The 18,234-nt window shown below is 73.7% G+C and carries 11 protein-coding genes; 6 read left to right on the top strand and 5 right to left on the bottom strand.

Features of this window, described 5'->3' with window-relative positions:
- Nucleotides 1–13 precede the first annotated feature (13 nt).
- Genes ABRQ22_RS15830 through ABRQ22_RS15810 form a run of 5 tightly spaced genes read right to left on the bottom strand, consistent with a single transcriptional unit; the run spans nt 14 to nt 5,430 of the window.
- Entirely contained in the window at nt 14–1,153 is a 1,140-nt protein-coding gene (locus tag ABRQ22_RS15830; RefSeq protein WP_353707414.1) for a LacI family DNA-binding transcriptional regulator, read from the bottom strand.
- Nucleotides 1,153–2,367, bottom strand: a complete 1,215-nt coding sequence (locus ABRQ22_RS15825; protein ID WP_353707413.1) for a sugar ABC transporter permease — start codon at nt 2,365–2,367, stop codon at nt 1,153–1,155. The genes ABRQ22_RS15830 and ABRQ22_RS15825 overlap by 1 nt, the downstream gene beginning before the upstream one ends.
- Nucleotides 2,364–3,185, bottom strand: a complete 822-nt coding sequence (locus tag ABRQ22_RS15820) for an ATP-binding cassette domain-containing protein (RefSeq protein WP_353707412.1) — start codon at nt 3,183–3,185, stop codon at nt 2,364–2,366. The genes ABRQ22_RS15825 and ABRQ22_RS15820 overlap by 4 nt, the downstream gene beginning before the upstream one ends.
- Nucleotides 3,182–4,315 (bottom strand): substrate-binding domain-containing protein, encoded by a 1,134-nt coding sequence (locus tag ABRQ22_RS15815; protein ID WP_253052378.1) that lies wholly within the window; start codon nt 4,313–4,315, stop codon nt 3,182–3,184. Before ABRQ22_RS15815 ends, ABRQ22_RS15820 begins: the two co-directional genes overlap by 4 nt.
- Nucleotides 4,312–5,430, bottom strand: a complete 1,119-nt coding sequence (locus ABRQ22_RS15810; RefSeq protein ID WP_253052376.1) for an ROK family transcriptional regulator — start codon at nt 5,428–5,430, stop codon at nt 4,312–4,314. The genes ABRQ22_RS15815 and ABRQ22_RS15810 overlap by 4 nt, the downstream gene beginning before the upstream one ends.
- Before the next feature lie 372 nt (nt 5,431–5,802).
- Here ABRQ22_RS15810 and ABRQ22_RS15805 point away from each other — a divergent pair, with 372 nt between their 5' ends.
- From ABRQ22_RS15805 to ABRQ22_RS15780, 6 genes are all read left to right on the top strand, one after another.
- Complete coding sequence (locus ABRQ22_RS15805) at nt 5,803–7,101, top strand: ABC transporter substrate-binding protein (RefSeq protein WP_253052374.1); 1,299 nt, start codon at nt 5,803–5,805, stop codon at nt 7,099–7,101.
- Between the two features lie 139 nt (nt 7,102–7,240).
- Nucleotides 7,241–8,143, top strand: a complete 903-nt coding sequence (locus ABRQ22_RS15800) for a sugar ABC transporter permease (RefSeq protein WP_237841486.1) — start codon at nt 7,241–7,243, stop codon at nt 8,141–8,143.
- A complete protein-coding gene (locus ABRQ22_RS15795; RefSeq protein WP_253052372.1) occupies nt 8,140–9,042 on the top strand; it encodes a carbohydrate ABC transporter permease in 903 nt (300 codons plus the stop codon). Before ABRQ22_RS15800 ends, ABRQ22_RS15795 begins: the two co-directional genes overlap by 4 nt.
- 189 nt (nt 9,043–9,231) lie before the next feature.
- A complete protein-coding gene (locus tag ABRQ22_RS15790) occupies nt 9,232–12,954 on the top strand; it encodes a glycoside hydrolase family 97 catalytic domain-containing protein (protein ID WP_353707411.1) in 3,723 nt (1,240 codons plus the stop codon).
- A gap of 332 nt (nt 12,955–13,286) precedes the next feature.
- Nucleotides 13,287–17,264, top strand: a complete 3,978-nt coding sequence (locus tag ABRQ22_RS15785) for a discoidin domain-containing protein (RefSeq protein WP_353707410.1) — start codon at nt 13,287–13,289, stop codon at nt 17,262–17,264.
- A 190-nt stretch (nt 17,265–17,454) separates the two neighbouring features.
- Nucleotides 17,455–18,222: a response regulator transcription factor gene (locus ABRQ22_RS15780; RefSeq protein WP_353707409.1), complete on the top strand. Its 768-nt coding sequence runs from the start codon at nt 17,455–17,457 to the stop codon at nt 18,220–18,222.
- The last annotated feature ends 12 nt before the right edge of the window (nt 18,223–18,234 follow it).

Raw genomic sequence — 18,234 nt, 5'->3', positions numbered from 1 at the left:
TGGGCCCGCGGGCCTAGGCTCCCGGGCCGGAGACCTCGCCCGTGCCCCGCACGACGAGGCGCGTGGGCACCACGACGAGGCGCGGGGCCAGCTCCGGGTTCTCGGCCCGTGACACCGCGAGCGACGCAGCCTGGCGCCCCATCTCGACGACGTCGTACCCCACGACCGTCACGTTCAGCAGGTCCGCGAGCTCGAAGTCGTCGAAGCCGACGAGCGCGACGTCCGCCGCGCCGCCCGCGGACACGCGGTCCCGCAGCGCGTGGAGCGCACCGACCGTGATCTTGTTGTTCGCCGTGACGAACGCCGTCGGGGGCTCCGGGAGGGCCAGGAGCTCCGCGACGAACGCGCGCGCGAGATCGGCGTCGTGAGCACCGTCCCGCACGTACCGCGACGGGTCCTCGACGCCCGCGCCGCGCAGCGTCGCGACGAACTCGTCGCGACGCTCCTGGAACGTCCACAGGCGGGAGACGTCTCCCACGAGGGCGATCCGCCGGTGCCCGTGCGCGAGCAGGTGCGTGACGGCGTCGCGCACCCCGCCGCGGTTGTCGATGACGACGGTGTCCGCGTCGACGCCCTGCGCGGGCCGGTCGATGAAGACGACGGGCAGGCCGTCGTCGAGCTCGCGGCGCAGCGACGAGTGGTCCGTCGACGTGGGCGTCACGACGAGCGCGCCGACGCGGCGCTCGACGAGCGCCTCCGTGAGCGAGCGCTCGCGCTCGGGCTCCTCGTCGGAGCTCGTCGTGATGAGCTGGAGCCCGTGGTGACGCAGCTCGCGCTCGATCCCGCTCGCGAGCGCGGAGTAGAACGGGTTCGCGAGGTCGCCGGTGACGAAGCCGACGAGCCGCGAGGAGCCACCGCGCGCCAGGTCGGCCGCCACCGCGTTGCGGCGGAAACCGAGCCGCTGCGCGGCCTCCTGCACCTTGGCCCGCGTCTGCGGCGCCACGTTGGGCTCGTCGTTGAGGACGCGCGACGCCGTCTTGAGGCTCACGCCGGCGACCTCCGCGACGGCCGCGAGGGTCGGCCGTCGGCCTCCGCGCCCTGCGTGCGGGCGTGCCGCCGTCTCCGTCGGGGTGCCCGTCACGGCACCCCGCGCCGTCGCCGCGCTCCCGCCCGGCGGGAGCGCGCCCGTGCTCTCCCCCTGCATCACCATCATCAGACCTCCCGTCGACCGCGGATGAGCATGTCGACGACGATAGCGAGCAGGAGCACCGCTCCGGTCACGATGTATCGCGTCGCCGTGTCGAGGTTGAGCAGCGTCAGCCCGTTGGCGATCGACTGGATGACCAGCACGCCGAGCAGCGCGGACCATGCGCTCCCGCGTCCGCCGAACAGGCTCGTCCCGCCGATGACCGCCGCGGCGATCGCCGTGAGGTAGGTGTCGGCGGCGCCGGTGCCCTGGTTCGCGGCGGCGAGACGCCCGGCCGCGAGGATGCCGCCCAGTGCGGCGAACGTGGAGCAGGCGACGAAGCACGAGACGACGGTCCGCCGCACCGCGACGCCCGCGAGGAGCGCGGAGCGTCGGTTCCCGCCGACGGCGCGCACCGACCGTCCCCAGCGCGTGCGGCGCAGCAGGACGTCCACCACCACGACGAGCGCGACGAACAGCACGACCGTGTAGCCGATCCCGCGCGCGGTCCCCAGGTACGCGACCGAGCCGACGAGGACCGCGGCGAGCACGGCGGTGCGGACCGCGATCCGGCCCAGGCCCGGGCTCGGCAGCTCCGCGCGCACGCGACGCAGGTGGTCGACGACGCGCAGCGCGGCGTACCCGACCACCACCACGACCACGAGGACCCAGGCGGCGGCCGGCGCGAGGAAGCCCTGCTGCACGGTGCGCACGAGCCAGGACTCGAACGGGATGTTGATCGAGCCCGAGGGACCGAGCACCCGCAGCTGCACGCCCGCGAGGACGAGCAGCCCGGCCAGGGTGAAGACGAACGACGCGAGCCCGAGGCGCGTGGACAGCAGCCCGTACCCCAGGCCGACCACGACGCCCACGGCGAGCGCCGCGAGGATCGCGAGCCCGACGGGCCAGTCCAGGTTCACGGTCCCGACCGCCAGCACCGCCGCGGCGAGCCCGCTCACGGAGCCGACGGACAGGTCGATCTGGCCGACCAGCAGCACGAGCACGACCCCGAGCGCGATGATCCCCGTGGGCGCGCTCTGGAGCGTGAGGTTGACGAGGTTCTCCGCCGAGAGGAACGCCGGGTTGATGGCGCCGAGCACGACCCAGATGAGCAGGAGCGCGCCGACGATCGGGAGCATGCCGAGGTGGGCGCCGCGCAGCTGCCGGACGACGCTCCCGGACAGCGCGCCGGTCGACGAGCGGTCGAGCGCCGCGCCCGAGGTGCGGCCGGGGACGCTCATCGGTGCACCGCCCCGGTGCCGCCGGAGCGCCGCTCGCGCGGCTCGCGCCCGGGGCCGGTCGGGGGCCGGGTGGCGCCCCCCGACCGCGCGGGCCGGACGGCGCCCGTCATCGCGGCGAGCAGGTCCTCGTAGGACGTGTCACCCGCGAACTCGCCGTGCACGCGCCCGAGCCGCAGCACGACGATGCGGTCGGCGACGGCCTGCAGGTCGCCCGCCTGGTGGCTGATGAGCACGACGGCGTGGCCGCGCTCGCGCAGCTTCTCGATGAGGTTGAGCACCTCGGCCGTCTGCCGGACGCCGAGGGCCGCCGTCGGCTCGTCGAGGACGAGCACGCGTGGTGCGCCCAGCAGCGCCCGCGCGACGGCCACAACCTGCCGCTGCCCGCCGGACAGCGTGCGCACGGGCTGGCGCACGGACGGGACGGTCGCGGCGAGCTGGTCGAGCAAGCCCCAGGCCTCGCGCTCCATGGCGATCTCGTCGAGGAACGGGCCGCGCAGCGTCTCCTGCCCGAGGAACACGTTCTCGACGACGTCGAGGTCGTCGACGAGGGCGAGCTGCTGGAACACCGCCGCGATGCCGTGCGCGCGCGCCGCCGCGGGCGAGTCGAGGACGACGGGCGCGCCGTCGAGCAGGACCTCGCCCGCGTCGGGCCGGAACGCGCCCGCGACGACGCCCGCGAGGGTCGACTTGCCAGCGCCGTTGTCGCCCACGACGGCGAGCACCTCGTGCTCGTGCACGTCGACGTCCACGTCGACGAGCGCGCGGACGCCGCCGAAGTTCTTGGAGACGCCGCGCAGCGACAGGACGGGGGCGCTCACGGGGCGACCTCCAGGAGCCCCGCCTCGACGCACGCGTCGACGTAGTACGAGGTGCAGATCTCGTCGACGGTGTAGACCCCGCCGTCGACGATGACGCGCTGCACGTCGTCGATCCCGACCGCGCGCGGCGCGAGGAGGAGGCTCGGGACGCCGTCGATGACGGCGGTCGCGCGGGGGTCCTCGCCGCGGAGCACGCGCACGGCGAGCTCGGCCGCCGTGCGCGCCTGCTGGGCGGTCGCCTTGTACACGGTCATGTACTGGTCGCCGGAGACGACGCGCTGGACCGCCGCGAGCTCGCCGTCCTGTCCCGTGGTGGGCGGGACGGGGTCGAGGCCGGCGGCCTTCATCGCCGCGATCGCGCCGCCCGCGATGCCGTCGCTCGCCGCGAACACGCCGTCGACGCGGCCGCTGTACTGCGTGAGCTGCCCCTCGACCCACTCGGTCGCCTTGTCGGGGCTCCAGTCGGGGGTGTCGTACTCGGCGAGCACGTCGATGTCCTCTCCCTCGAGCGCGCGGTGGGCGCCGGCGGCGAGCTCCGCGGCGTTCGGGTCGGTCGGCGAGCCCTGCACGAGCAGGACGCCCGGCCGCCGGCCCTGCGCCGGCGGGTCCTGCTCGGCGCGGTCGAGGACCGCGCCCACGAGCGCCTCCCCCATGAGGTACCCGATGAGCTCGTTGTCGAACGAGACGTAGTAGTTCGCACCCTCGACGAAGCGATCGTAGGCGATGACCGGCACCCCGAGCCGCTGCGCCTCCGCGACGATGCTCACCGCGGCGACCGCGTCGACCGCGTCGAGGACCAGCACGTCGGCACCGCGCGCGAGCATGGACTCGGCCTGCTGCTGCTGGTTCGCGGCGTCCTGGGCGGCGTTGGCGTACAGGACCTCGCACGTGGGGCAGCGGCGCTCGACGACGCCGACGAAGGTCGGGCGGTCGGTGGTCTCGTAGCGCGCGGTCTTCGCCTCGGGCAGCAGGAGCCCGATGGTCCCCTCCGACGGCCCGGTCGGCTCCTCGGGCGCGGCGCAGCCGGCGAGCGCGAGCAGCGCGACGACGACGGCCGCCAGGGCGCCGGTCACGGCGGTCCGGGCCCGACGGCGGGTCGGCCCCGTGCGCGCGGCGGTCGCCCCGGTCATGCGCTCACCCCCAGCGACCCGCTGACGCGTGCGAGGTCGAGCGCGACGGCGAGCGCCCCGCGCACCTCGGCGGCGGACCCGAGCTCGGACGCGACCACCTCGACGGGGCCGGCGGTGCTCGGCACGGTCCGCTGCTCGAGCGCCGTGCGCAGCGGCCCGAGCAGGGCCTCCCCCGCGTCGGCGAGCTGTCCCCCGACGACGACGATCTCGGGGTCGACCAGGTTGCACAGGTTGGCGGCCGCGACGCCGAGGTGCTGGCCGGCGTCGAACAGGACGCGGCGGCACCCGGGGTCGCCCTCCTGGGCGCGCGCGATGACGTCGCGCAGGGTGAGGGGGCCGCGGCTCTCGGAGAGCATGGACAGCAGCACCCCGGCACCGACGTACATCTCGAGACAGCCCCGGTTGCCGCACCGGCACACCGGGCCGTTCTCGTCGATGGTGACGTGGCCGATCTCGCCCGCGACGCCCGCGCGCCCGTGCACGACCCGCCCCCCGAGCACCAGCCCTCCGCCCACGCCGTGGGAGACCCGCAGGTACGCGACGGCGTCGTGCCCGACGGCGGCCCCGAACCGGGTCTCGGCGAGCGCGCCGAGGTTGGCGTCGTTGTCCACGGTCACGGGCGCGCCGAGCTCGGCCTCCAGCACCTCGGGCACCACGACGCCGTCCCAGCCGCGCATCATGCCGACCGTCGCGATGCGCCCCGCGCGCACGTCGACGGGCGCGGGCACGCCGACGCCGACGGCGAGGAGCTCGTCGGGTGCGGCGTCGACGGACGCGACCATCTCCTCGACGAGCAGGGCGGCGCGCTGCAGCCCGGTGTCCGCGCGGTGGTCGGGGGCCAGGGGCATGCGCTGGTCCGCGAGGACGCGCATGGACGCGTCGGCGAGCGCGACGCGCATGGACCGGGTGCCGAAGTGGACGCCGGCGACGAGCCCGAGGTTGCGCGCGAGCGTGACCTGGAGCGCGCGGCGGCCGCTGCGCGTGGACGGCGAGGTGTGCAGGACGCCCGCGCCGGTGAGCTCCTTGACGATGTTGGAGACGGTGGCCGGGGACAGGCCGGTGACGCCGGCCAGCTCGATCTGCGTGAGGGAGCCACGCTGCTGGACGGCGCTCACGATCCGAGCTCGGTTGGCCTCACGCAGTGAAGTCTGCGAGCCCGGGGTCACCCGGTCAGCGCGCACGCAGGTCAGGATACCGCCGGGGCACTCCCGTCCAGGTGGGACAGGCCGGGCGTGGACGCTGAGCCGATCTTCTGAACGAACTGGACAGCGCTGTCATCCTAGGCCAGACTCGACAGAACCGCTGGTTGCGTGCAGGACCTGACGCGAAGATCACGATTCGGCGACGCTTGCGTTCATTTCTTGACATCAAGCCGCACCGGGTCGTTGTATGGGCAGCGGGTTCGAGGGCGCGCCGGTGCGCCCGGCCGATGAGACGTGGTCGTCTCGCCGGTCCCCCACGACCGAAGAAGGCGTAGGGAAATCACGATGCGAATCGATCGCAGGACGAGCGCGACGGTGGCGACGGCCGCCCTCGTGGGTCTCGCACTCGCCGCGTGCAGCGGCGGTGGTTCCGGTGACGGGGGCACCGGGGACGGAGGCGCTTCGGGGGGCGGCGACGAGGTCGAGGTGTTCACCTGGTGGGCCGCGGGCTCCGAGAAGGCGGGTCTCGACGCGCTGGTCGGCGTGTTCAACGAGCAGCACCCCGACGTGGAGTTCATCAACGGCGCGGTCGCCGGCGGCGCCGGCTCGGCCGCGAAGGACCTCCTCCAGTCCCGCCTGCAGGCGCAGGACCCGCCGGACACGTTCCAGGCGCACGCCGGTGCCGAGCTGCAGGACTACATCGACGCCGCGCAGATCGAGGACGTCTCGTCGCTGTACGACGAGTTCGGCCTCAACGACGTCTTCCCGGCCGACCTCGTCGACCGCCTCAAGTCCGACGACGGCGCGATCTACTCGATCCCGTCGAACATCCACCGCGCGAACGTCGTGTGGGCCAACCCGACCGTCCTCGAGGCCAACGGCGTCGACCCGGCGGCGACCTACGCGGACCTGGACGCCTGGATGGCGGACCTCGACAAGCTCAAGGCCGCGGGCGTCACGCCGCTGTCGGTCGCGACGACCTGGACCCAGGTCAACCTGCTCGAGACCGTGCTCCTCGCGGACCTCGGCGCCGAGGGCTACAACGGCCTGTGGGACGGCTCGACCGACTGGGAGGGCGCCGAGGTCACGGCCGCCCTCGAGGACTTCGAGAAGCTCATGAGCTACACCAACACCGACCGCGACGGGCTCGACTGGCCCGAGGCGACCCAGATGGTGATCGACGGCAACGCCGCGTTCAACGTCATGGGCGACTGGGCCGTCGCGGCGTTCGAGGAGCAGGGCAAGACGCTCGGCACCGACTTCACCGCGTTCCCGGTCCCGGGCACGGACGGCGTGTTCGACTTCCTCGCCGACTCGTTCACCCTCCCGGTGGGTGCGCCGCACCCCGACGGCGCCAAGGCGTGGCTCGAGACCGTCGGCTCGCTCGAGGGCCAGGTCGCGTTCAACAAGGCCAAGGGCTCCATCCCGGCCCGCACCGACGCCGACCCGTCGGAGTTCTCGGAGTACCAGCAGACGGCGATCGAGTCGTTCGGCAACGACACGATCGTGTCCTCGCTGGCGCACGGCGCCGCCGCGCCGGTCGCGACGCTCAACGCGATCTCCGACGCGACGAGCAAGTTCACGTCCGGTGGGTCCGACCTCGCGACCTACCAGTCCGAGCTCGCTGCCGCCGCACAGGGCTGACACCGCTCCACCGGAGCCGCCGCGCGTCGTCGGGAACCTCCCGTCGGCGCGCGGCGGACCCGCGCGACCGGAACGCGTCCCCGGGACACCGGGCGCCCCCCTGCGCCGCGTCCCACACCCACGACCGGGAAGACCCACCATGCTCAAGTCACTACGACGAGCCGGCCCCGCGCTGCTGATGCTCGCCCCCTCGCTGATCCTCGTCGGCGTGTTCGTGTACGGACTCATCGGCGCGAACTTCCAGACCTCGATCACGGACAACCACACCGCCGCGCAGGCCACGGGACAGAAGCCGTCCGTGGTGGTCTGGTTCGAGAACTACGTCGACCTGCTCGGCAGCGAGGCGTTCCAGCACTCGCTGAAGAACCTCGTCCTCTACACGGTGGTGTTCCTCGCCGGCACGCTCGTCATGGGCTTCCTCTGGGCGTGGATGATGGACAAGCCCGTCAAGGGCGAGGGCCTGTTCCGCTCGGTCTACCTGTTCCCCTTCGCCGTGTCGTTCGTCGCCTCCGGCGTCGTGTGGCGCTGGCTCCTCAACTCGAACCAGGACGCGCAGGCGAGCGGGCTCAACCGGCTGTTCCAGATCATCGGGCTCGACTTCCTCCAGAACAACTGGTGGAACAACGTCACCTGGGGCATCACGGCCATCGCGATCCCGGCGATCTGGCAGCTCTCCGGCTACGTCATGGCGCTCTTCCTCGCCGGGTTCCGCGGCATCCCCGACGAGCTGCGCGAGGCCGCCCGCATGGACGGCGCCAGCGAGTGGAAGCTCTACCGCCACGTGCTCTTCCCGCAGCTCTCGCCGGTGGCGCTCTCCGCGCTCATCATCATCGGCCACATGTCGCTCAAGTCGTTCGACCTCATCATGTCGATCTCGAAGCCGGCGAACTACCAGACCAAGGTGCCGGCCGTCGACATGTACGTGTTCAAGTCGAGCTTCGACTACGCGAACGCCGCGGCGGTCGGCTCGATCCTGCTGATCATCGTGGCCGTCGTCATCGTGCCCTACCTGGTCCGCACCAACCGTCAGGAGAAGCGATGACCGACGTCGTAGCCACCTCGGTGCCGGCACCGGACACCGCCGGTCGCCCGATCGACCTGCACCGCACGGTGCCCAAGAACCGTTTCTCCGTGGGTCGCACCCTCAAGTACGCCGCGCTGATCTTCTTCGTGATCATCGTGCTCATCCCGGTCTACGTGCTCCTCGTGACGAGCTTCAAGGGCACCGGCGACGCGTCGCCCGCTCGCGCGTGGTCGCTGCCGCAGGTGTGGACCCTCGAGAACTGGCAGACGGCATGGACCGCGCTGTCCCCCGCGATCCTGCGCACGCTGCAGATGGTCGTGCCGTCGGCGATCATCGCGGCCTTCCTCGGCTCGCTCAACGGGTTCGTGCTCTCGCGCTGGTCCTTCAAGGGCTCGAACCTGGTCTTCACCCTGATCCTGTTCGGGATGTTCATCCCCTACCAGGCCGTGATGATCCCGCTCAACCAGCTCGTGCTGGACCTCGGCATCCCGAGCGGCGTGCCGTCGCTGATCCTGCTGCACGTCGTGTACGGCATCCCGATCACGACGCTCATCTTCCGCAACTACTACATGACCGTGCCGCACGAGCTCATCGAGGCCGCGCGCGTCGACGGCGCCGGGATGTTCCGGACGTACTGGTCGATCATCCTGCCGATCTCGATCCCCAGCTTCGTGGTCGTGCTCATCTGGCAGTTCACCTCGTCGTGGAACGACTTCCTCTTCGCGGTGTTCTTCTCCTCGAGCCAGAACGGCCCCGTCACGCTCGCGCTGAACAACCTCGCGAACGGCGCGCTGCTGCAGAACTACGGCGTGTCCATGGCCGGTGCGCTCTTCGCGTCCCTGCCGACACTGCTGGTCTACATCATCCTCGGCAAGTACTTCATCGGCGGACTCATGTCCGGCTCGGTGAAGGGCTGACCTCCGGTCGAGCCGAGCACGCGGGGGGCGGGCGGGACCTGGTCGTACCAGGTCCGGCCCGCCCCTCCGTCGTACCACCCCCACCGCACGACGACGGGCGCGCACCCCGCGACCGCCGCGCCGCGCGGCACCCGCGCACGACCGCAGGCTGCCGACGGCCCCCAGGACGACGACGTCTCAAGGAGCCTCGTGTACCACCACATGCCGCACCATCCCACCCCGCCCCCGCCGACCGCACGACGCCGCCGCGCCCGTCTGCTCTCCGGCGCCGCCCTCACGCTCGCGCTCGTCGCGCCCGTCGGCGCCGCGGCTCCCGCGCTCGCCGCACCGGAGGCGTCCGCCTCCTCGTCGGCCGTCGAGCCGCTCGACGGGCACGAGGTCTCGTCGCCCGACGGCAGCCTCGACCTCACGGTCGGCGTCGTCGACGGGCGCCTCACCTACGACGTCGTGCGGGACGGCACGACGACGGTCGTCGGCTCCTCCGGTCTCGGCCTCGTGCTGCGCTCTCCCGACGTCGACCTCACCTCCGGGATGACCGTCGAGTCCGTCGAGCGCGACGAGATCGACGAGACGTGGACACCCGCGTGGGGCACGAGCTCGTCGGTGCGCAACCACGCGAACGAGCTCACCGTGCACGCGCGCCACTCCTCCGGCCTGGCGCTGGACGTCGTGGTCCGCGTGTTCGACGACGGCGTCGGGTTCCGCTACGTTCTGCCTCACCAGGACGCGCTCGCGAGCGGCCCGTTCGTCGTGACGGCCGAGCGGACCGAGTTCGCGCTCCCGGCGGACCTCACCGCGTACTTCATCCGCGCCGGCACGGACTGGAACGCGGACGAGAAGCACTACAGGACCGCGCCTGTCGGCGACGTGCCCGACGCGCAGACGCCGCTCACGCTCTCCCGCGGCGACGACCTGTTCCTCGCCGTCCACGAGGCCGACCTCACGGACTACGCGAGCATGACGCTCGTCCGCGGCGCGACCCCCGGGACCCTGGTGAGCGAGCTCGTCGCGCTCCCGGACGGCACCAAGGCGGTGCTCGACGCGCGCGAGAAGAACGTCGTGACGCCCTGGCGTACGGTGCAGGTGGGCCGCGCGGCGGGCGACCTCGCCGAGTCGCACCTGGTCCAGAACCTCAACCCGCCGTGCGCCGTGTGCGACGTCGACTCGGACGGCGACGGCACCGCCGACACGACCGACTGGATCGAGGCGGGGACGTACACCGGCGTGTGGTGGGAGCTCCAGCGCCGCGACACGACGTGGACCGCAGGTGCCAAGCACGGCGCCACGACCGCGCGGATCAAGGACTACATCGACCTCGCGGCCGACGCGGGGGCCCGGTACGTGCTCGCCGAGGGCTGGAACACCAACGCCGGGGGCTCCTGGACCAACCAGGACTTCACGACGCCGATGCCCGACGTCGACCTCGACGAGGTGCTGCGCTACGGCGCCGAGAAGGGCGTCGGGTTCGTCGCGCACAACGAGACGCGCGGCTACGTCGACTACTACGACCAGAACCTCGAGCGCATCTTCTCCCAGTACGAGGAGTGGGGGATCCACGCGATCAAGACCGGCTACGCGACCCGCTTCCAGCTCGGCGGCGTCAACCGCAGCCACTACGACCAGGAGGCGGTGAAGCACTACCAGCGCGTCGTCGAGGCGGCGGCGCGGCACGGCATCTCCGTCAACGCGCACGAGGCGATCAAGCCCACGGGCAAGGACCGCACCTGGCCCAACATGATGACGGGCGAGGGCGTCGCGGGCATGGAGCAGCAGAACTACATGGGCGCGAACGGCAACCCGCCGGAGCAGGCGACCATCCTGCCGTTCACGCGCTGGATCGGCGGCCCGGCCGACTACACGCCGGGCGTGCTCGACGTGCTGTGGGACCCGGCGAAGCTCAACACGCGGGTGCAGACGACCACCACCACCCAGCTCGCGCTCTACACGACCTTCTACAGCCCGCTCCAGATGCTCGCGGACACGCCCGAGAACTACGCGAAGCACCCCGAGGCGTTCGAGTACCTGCGCGGGATGCCGGCGACGTGGGACGAGTCGCGCGTGGACGCGCAGATCGGCGACCACGTGACGACCGCCCGCCGCAGCGGCGACACCTGGTACGTGGGCGTCGTGACCGACGAGGTCGACCGCACGCTCGACGTCCCGCTGGACATGCTCGACGACGGCGTCACGTACGTCGCGGAGGTCTGGGCCGACGCCCAGGACGCGAGCTGGAAGGGCAACCCCACGGCGGTCGAGGTCACGCGGTCCCTCGTGACCTCCGACGACGTCCTCAGCGCGTCGCTCGTCGGGGCGGGCGGGCAGGCGGTCCGGCTCCGGCCCGCCACCGCGGAGGACCTCGCGGAGCTCACGCCGTACGAGCGCGCCCGTCTGGACCTCGTGGGGACGCCGACCGCGACGTTCGACCCGGCGACCGGGTCGGTCCACGTCACGGCCCAGGTCGCGAACGCGGGCACCACGGTCACGGAGGCGCACCTGGTCCTCGACGGCGAGACGGTCGCGGGCACGACCGCGCGGGTCGGCGGCGGACAGACGCGCGAGCTCGCGTTCACCCTCGACGCGGCCGACGTGTCCTACACGGAGCACAACGAGCTCGCCGTCGCCGGGGCGGACGGCGCGCTGGGCGAGCCCGCCCGGGCGGCGCTCCTGCCGTACCCGGACGGCGCCGCCCTGGAGGCCCTGGTGGCCGCCGCTCGCACGGACGGCGACCTCGACCCCGCGACGGCGGCGCTGCTGACGACGCGGGTCGGTGCGCTCGTCGCGGCGGCGGCCGACGCCGACCTGGGCGCCGCCCAGGTCGCCGCGCAGAGCGTGCGGACGGTCCTGCTCACGCGCTCGTCCGAGCAGGTCGGGGGAGGCGCGCTCGCGACGCTCGACACCGCGGTGGCGCCGTGGCTCGGCGAGCGGGTCGGGCTGCCGCGCGTGCTCGCCGACCTGCACGCGGCCGAGGAGGCGGGAGAGCTCACCGCGGGCGACGCCGCCGCCGCGAGGGCACCGCTGGCCGCCGCGGTCCGTGCCGCGACGCGCGACGACGACGCCGCCGTGGGCAGGGCCCTCGACCGGGCGGCCGCCGCGCTCGCCGCCCTGCCCGCCGGTCCCGCGGCCGAGGCCCTGGGCGTTCTCGTCGCGGCCCAGCGCGAGGAGCTCGTGCTCGAGGCCGAGGCCGGGACGCTGAGCGGGGGCGCGATCACGACGACCGAGCACCCCGGCTACACGGGCACGGGCTTCGTCCGCACCCTCAGCCGCGAGGGGGCGGCCTTCGCCGTGGACGTCGCGGGCGTCGCGCCGGGGACCACCTACGAGGTGAGCTTCCGCTACGCCAACGGCATGGTCGTCGCCCCCCTCGACCGCCAGCTCTCGCTCACGGTCGACGGCGTCTCGTCCGGCCCCGTCCCGTTCCCGAACCTCGGGCAGGACGCCGAACGGTGGCGTCGCTGGGGCTTCACGGAGCCGGTGCGCGTGACCGTGGGCGAGGGGACGACGCGCGTCGGCCTGCGCTACGACCGCGGCGACACGGGCAACGTGAACGTCGACCACGTGCGGCTCGTCCCCGACCGTGGCGTCGTCGTCGGGTCGTCCGGCGGCGTCGTCGGCACCGCCGCCGACGTGCGCGTCGAGGCGCAGGCGCGGTGCCTGGCCGGCAAGGCCTACGTGGCCCTGCGCGCGCTCAACGGCGAGGACGTCCCGGTCGGGCTCACGCTCGGCCTGGCGACCGCGTTCGGCGAGCGCACGGTCGCCGACGTCGTGCCCGGCGCGTCCGGCTACCAGTCTTTCGCGACGCGGGCGCGGGCCGTCGAGGCGACGACCGCGGTGGTCACCGCGCACGGCGAGCTCGGCGGAGAGCCCGTGGACGCGCAGGTGTCGGTCGACGTGCCCGCCGTCGACTGCGGCTGAGCGGACCGCCCGGTCGGCCGTCACGGCGGCCGACCGGGCGAAGTCCGCGGCGCTCCCTTCACTCCCGGGAGAACCCCGCCTATACTCGCTGTCGACAGCGCTGTCAGGTGGCTTGGCGCCACCGCGTGCGACGTCGCACCACCCGAGAGGAACGCACCGCGTGAGCATCCCCCGCCCCGCCTGAGCGGCTCCCCCGACCCGCGCGGGGGCGCCGGTCGTCCGACCCTGGACCGGCGCTCCCCGCGCGCACCGCACCACCTCCCACCCGCCCGCACCCGTACCACCCGCCCGAGCACCAGCACCGTTGCCGCTCGACGACGCCCGGAGGCCCCATGACCCGCCCGCCCACCCCACCGCCCGGACGGCGCGCACGCCGCCGCGCCACCGCCGCCGTCTCGCTCGCGACCGCCGGGGCCCTGCTGCTCACCCCCGCGGTCGCGCAGGGAGCGCCCTCGGCCGCCTCCCCCGCAGCCGTGACGGCGGAGGTCGACCCCACGCCCGCGTTCGGCGCGCCCGACGCGACCGCGGCCGACTACTACGGCGCGCTGCTGCGCCACACCCGCTGGGTCGAGACCGTCTGGGACGAGTCCGCCGGGGTGTACCAGCTCAAGGACTTCAACTTCGCCGTCGTGCTGGGCAACGCCGTGCTCCTGACCCACGGCGAGTACGACGCCGAGCTCGCGGGCATCTCCGAGGAGACGCTCCGCGCGCACACGCTCGCCACGATCCGGCACTACGCCGCGAGCAACCGGTTCGTCGACCCGGCGGGCACGTGGGGCAAGAAGCTGTTCTGGGACTCGACGTTCCAGTCCTACTTCCTCGCGGCCGGGACGCTGCTGTGGGACGAGCTCGACGCGACGACGCAGGCCAACCTCACGACGATCGCGACCGGCCAGTCCACGTACACCGCCGACCTCGACTTCGGCAAGGACCCCCTCTCCGGGTCGTGGACCGCCGACTGGCCGACGGGCAAGTTCGAGGGCGACACGGCGCAGGAGGAGGTCGGCGTCTACACGCAGGCGCTGGCCCCCGGCCTCGCCTGGGCCCCCGACGACCCCGACGCGGCGCGCTGGGCCGAGCAGCTCGGCGACTGGGGCCGCAACGCGGCGGGGCAGCCGACCGCCGACCGCAACAACCCGGCCGTCGTCGCGGGCAAGCCCGTGTCGACGAACACCATGCAGACCATCCACGACACGTACCTCGTGGAGAACCACGGGTCGTTCGGCCCGCACTACCAGTCCGACATCTGGCGGTCCGGCGGGCGCAACGCGATCCACTTCCTCCTGCGTGACGAGCCGCTGCCGGAGATCCTCACGCACCAGCCCAACTCGGCGGAGCTGTGGGAGTCGATCAAGCTCGTCATGTCCGACGCGGGCGAGCCGTTCATGCCGATGGTCGCCGACCGCGAGTACCTCTACGGCCGCGACGCCATCCCGATGGCGTTCCTCAGCCAGGTGCTGCGCGACCCCGACGCCGCGCGCGCCGAGGCGAACCTCGCGGCCGCGCTCGCGGACTACCAGTCCTACCCCCCGGTCTACCGCCTCGCGAAGTTCTCCGGCGAGCCCAAGTACGAGCCGGAGGCGCGCGCCGAGATCGCCATCTCCTACCTGCTGCACGTCGAGGCCGCCGAGTCCCCCGAGGGCCCGGTCGAGCCGACGCCGCAGGACGCGTTCTTCGAGCGCCTCGCCGGGGTGCGCGACTTCGGCGCCGGCCCCGGGCTGACGGTCCAGCAGTCCGCGGACGCCTGGGCCGCGGCGTCGAGCCGCAAGGGCTTCGTGAAGTTCCCCTGGGTCCCGTCGCACGACTCGTGGCTCTTCCACGTCTCGGGCTCGACCCCCTACCTCTACCCCAGCACCGGCGCGGCCGTCGACGAGCGGCACGTGACGACGTACACCGGGCCGCGCGACGGCTTCGAGGGCACGTCGTCGGTGTTCCGGATCGGGACGGGGTACGCCGGCCAGGTCACGCTCCCGACCGGGGCCGCGGTCTACGCGTCGACCGGCGCGGGCACCGAGGACGCGAGCCTGTCCGTCCGCAACCTCGACATGAACGGGTACTCCGGCCTCGACGGGTCGCGCACCTACACGACCGCGGAGGGCGAGACCACCGCGACGCTCCCGGTGACGCGCCCCGCCGACCCCGCGGACGCCAAGGCCGCGCGCGTGGACGACCTCACCTTCGCGCCCGTCACCGCGCGGTACGTGCGGCTCCTCGGACAGCAGGGCCACCCGCAGTACGGCTACTCGATGTTCGCGTTCCACGCGTACGGCGCGGACGAGGGGTCGGCGACCGACCTCGCGGCCGGCAAGGTCGCGACCGCGTCCAGCGAGGACGCCGCGAACGGCCGTACCGCGGCCCGCGTGACCGACGGCAACGCGTCGACCCGCTGGGCCGTCGCGGTCGGCGAGCGCACGCGCCCCGACTCGTGGATCCAGGTGGACCTCGGCGAGGAGACGACCGTGGGCGGCGTGCGGTTCGCGTGGGAGGCGAGCGCGGGAGCGCGGTACCTCGTCCAGACGTCGACCGACGGCCAGACCTGGACGACGGCCACCGCCTACGGCAAGGCCCCGGCGGACGTGAACGTCGCGCGCCTCGACACCGTCGACCTCACCCCGGAGGGCGCGGCCGAGCCCGCGCCGGTCACGACGCGCTACGTCCGCATGCAGGGCGTGCGCGGGGACGCGGCGTACGGCTACTCGCTCTACCACCTGCGCGCGTTCTCCCCGACCGGCACGGACGTCGCGGCGGGCAAGCCGGCCACGGCGTCGAGCGCCAACGGCTCCAACCCCGCGAGCGCCGTCACCGACGGCTCGGCCACGACCCGCTGGGCCGTCGCGGTCGCGGACCGCACGAAGCCCGACTCGTGGATCCAGGTCGACCTCGGCGCCCCGACCGAGGTCAGCCAGGTCCAGCTCGGCTGGGAGGTCGCCGCGGGTCAGGAGTACCGCGTGCAGACGTCGCTCGACGGCCGGACCTGGCACGACGCCGCGTCGTTCCGGTACACCGGCGACCAGGTGCTCAGCAGCGACGGCGACTGGCTCAACGTCGAGGGCGAGGCCGGGTTCGTCGTGCGCGGCTCCGACGCGCCGGTGACGGTGTCGCGCGCGACCGACACGCGGCACGTCGTCCGGCTCACGGACGGCGCGACCGGCCCCCGGCTCGTGGAGATGGTCCCGGGCGACGCCGCGGCGACCGCCGCGCAGGCCGGGGCCCGCGTGCCCACGGCCGCCGACCCGGCGGTGCTCGTGAGCGCCGTCGACGGCTACGTCGTGGCGTTCAACCTCACGGGCGCGGACGTCGCGACGACGCTCACCGTCCCGCACGACGGCGGGGCCGTCCCCGTCTACGCGGGCACGCAGACGGTCGGCGCGGACGCCTCGACGCTCGACGTCACCGTCCCCGCGGGCGACGCGGTCGTCCTCGCACCCCGCGCGACGGTCGCCGCGCACGGCGGAGCGACCCCGGCCGGGGTCACCGTCGCCGTCGACGACGCCCGGTCGTTCCGCGTGAGCGGCGACGGGACGCCGGTCGAGCTCCGCCACGCCGAGACGGGAGCGACCCGCACGGTCGGGGCGACGCCGTCCGGCACGCGCGTCACCTTCCGGGACGCGACCCCGTTCCCGGTCGCCGACCACGCGCTGAGCACCCTCACGTTCCCCGCGTCGGTGCTGCCCGACGGCATGACGTCGCCGTCGCTCGCCGTCGACGGCGACGCCACCACGGCGTGGGTCCCCGGCCCGGACGGCCGCATGGTCACCGACCTGGGCGCACCGCGCGAGATCGGCACCGTCGTCGCCGCCTGGGAGCGGGGCGGGGCGCCGGAGTCGGTCGTGTCCGTGAGCGACGACGGCCTGACGTTCACCGACGTCGGCACCCTCGGCGCAGGGGACGTCCGCGGCACGCTCGCCGTCGACCGCACGGCGCGGTACGTCGCGCTGAGCACGTCGTGGCAGGACGGCGACCCGGGGCTCACCGCGCTGCGGGTGCTCGCGCCCGGCGCGGCGGACCCGACGTCTCCGGCAGCAGTCGCCGTCACCGCGACGGCCGAGGTCCGGTGCCTCGGCGGCAAGCCGTACGTCGCCGTGCGGGTCGTGAACGACGACGACGCGCGCCTCGACGTCGAGGTCGCCACGCCGTGGGGCTCGAAGAGCTTCCCCTCGGTGGCCCCCGGCAAGAACGCGTACCAGTCGTTCGCCGTCCGCGGCGACGCCACGGACGGTCCCGTGAGCGTCACGGCCGCGCCGTCGGACGACGCCGACGAGCGCGAGACCGTCGCGACGCCGGAGCACGGCCGACCGACCTGCGGCTGACCCCCGGCCGCCCGCGGCCGACCCCGGCCGACCCCGGCCGACCCACCCCGAACCCGGGGTCGCTCCTCGATCCACCTCCGGATCGAGGAGCGACCCCGGGTTCGGCGCGCTGGGGGTGCAGCCCTCAGGACCTAGGTGACTCACAGGTTCGGCTCAGGCGCGTCACCGGGTCAGGGAGGAGGCTGGTTCCATGACCGCAGCCACCGCCCCCGTCGGCCGTCCCGACCAGCCCCGCCTGACGCGCCCGGACGGCTCGCCCGTCCGCGTGCTCGTGGTCGACGACGAGCCCAACCTCGCCGAGCTGCTCACCTCGGCGCTGCGCTACGAGGGCTGGGACGTGTCCACCGCGCTCGACGGGAGCTCCGCGATCCGGACCGCGCGCGAGACCGATCCCGACGTCGTCGTGCTCGACGTCATGCTCCCCGACATGGACGGCCTCACCGTGCTGCGACGCCTGCGCGAGCAGGAGGCCCGGAGGCCGGTGCTGTTCCTCACGGCGCGCGACGCCGTCGAGGACCGCGTCGCCGGGCTCACCGCGGGCGGCGACGACTACGTGACCAAGCCGTTCAGCCTCGAAGAGGTCGTCGCGCGCCTGCGCGGGCTGCTGCGCCGGGGCGGCGCCACCGCGCGCGAGGACTCGGTGCTCGTCGTCGGCGACCTCGAGCTCGACGAGGACGCGCACGAGGTGCGCCGCGCGGGCGAGGAGGTCCGGCTCACGGCCACCGAGTTCGAGCTCCTGCGCTACCTCATGCGCAACCCGCGCCGCGTGCTCTCCAAGGCGCAGATCCTCGACCGCGTCTGGAGCTACGACTTCGGCGGCCAGGCGAACATCGTCGAGCTCTACGTCTCCTACCTGCGTCGCAAGATCGACAAGGGCCGCGAGCCCATGATCCACACGCTCCGCGGCGTCGGCTACGTGCTCAAGCCCGCGGCGGGCGCGGCCGACGCCGGTGCCTGAGCCGTCACGGGC

Origin of the sequence: Cellulosimicrobium sp. ES-005 (assembly GCF_040448685.1) — a bacterium.
GTDB classification, from domain to species: Bacteria; Actinomycetota; Actinomycetes; order Actinomycetales; family Cellulomonadaceae; genus Cellulosimicrobium; species Cellulosimicrobium cellulans_G.
The sequence above is the reverse complement of the archived record's forward strand: the minus strand, read 5'-3'. Positions and strand labels throughout refer to the sequence as shown.

Bases quoted from the DNA above. Each gene is read 5' to 3' on its own strand.
- ABRQ22_RS15830 (WP_353707414.1), bottom strand. From the start codon at position 1,153: ATGATGGTGATGCAGGGGGAGAGCACGGGCGCGCTCCCGCCGGGCGGG.
- ABRQ22_RS15825 (WP_353707413.1), bottom strand. From the start codon at position 2,367: ATGAGCGTCCCCGGCCGCACCTCGGGCGCGGCGCTCGACCGCTCGTCG.
- ABRQ22_RS15815 (WP_253052378.1), bottom strand. From the start codon at position 4,315: ATGACCGGGGCGACCGCCGCGCGCACGGGGCCGACCCGCCGTCGGGCC.
- ABRQ22_RS15805 (WP_253052374.1), top strand. From the start codon at position 5,803: ATGCGAATCGATCGCAGGACGAGCGCGACGGTGGCGACGGCCGCCCTC.
- ABRQ22_RS15800 (WP_237841486.1), top strand. From the start codon at position 7,241: ATGCTCAAGTCACTACGACGAGCCGGCCCCGCGCTGCTGATGCTCGCC.
- ABRQ22_RS15795 (WP_253052372.1), top strand. From the start codon at position 8,140: ATGACCGACGTCGTAGCCACCTCGGTGCCGGCACCGGACACCGCCGGT.
- ABRQ22_RS15785 (WP_353707410.1), top strand. From the start codon at position 13,287: ATGACCCGCCCGCCCACCCCACCGCCCGGACGGCGCGCACGCCGCCGC.
- ABRQ22_RS15780 (WP_353707409.1), top strand. From the start codon at position 17,455: ATGACCGCAGCCACCGCCCCCGTCGGCCGTCCCGACCAGCCCCGCCTG.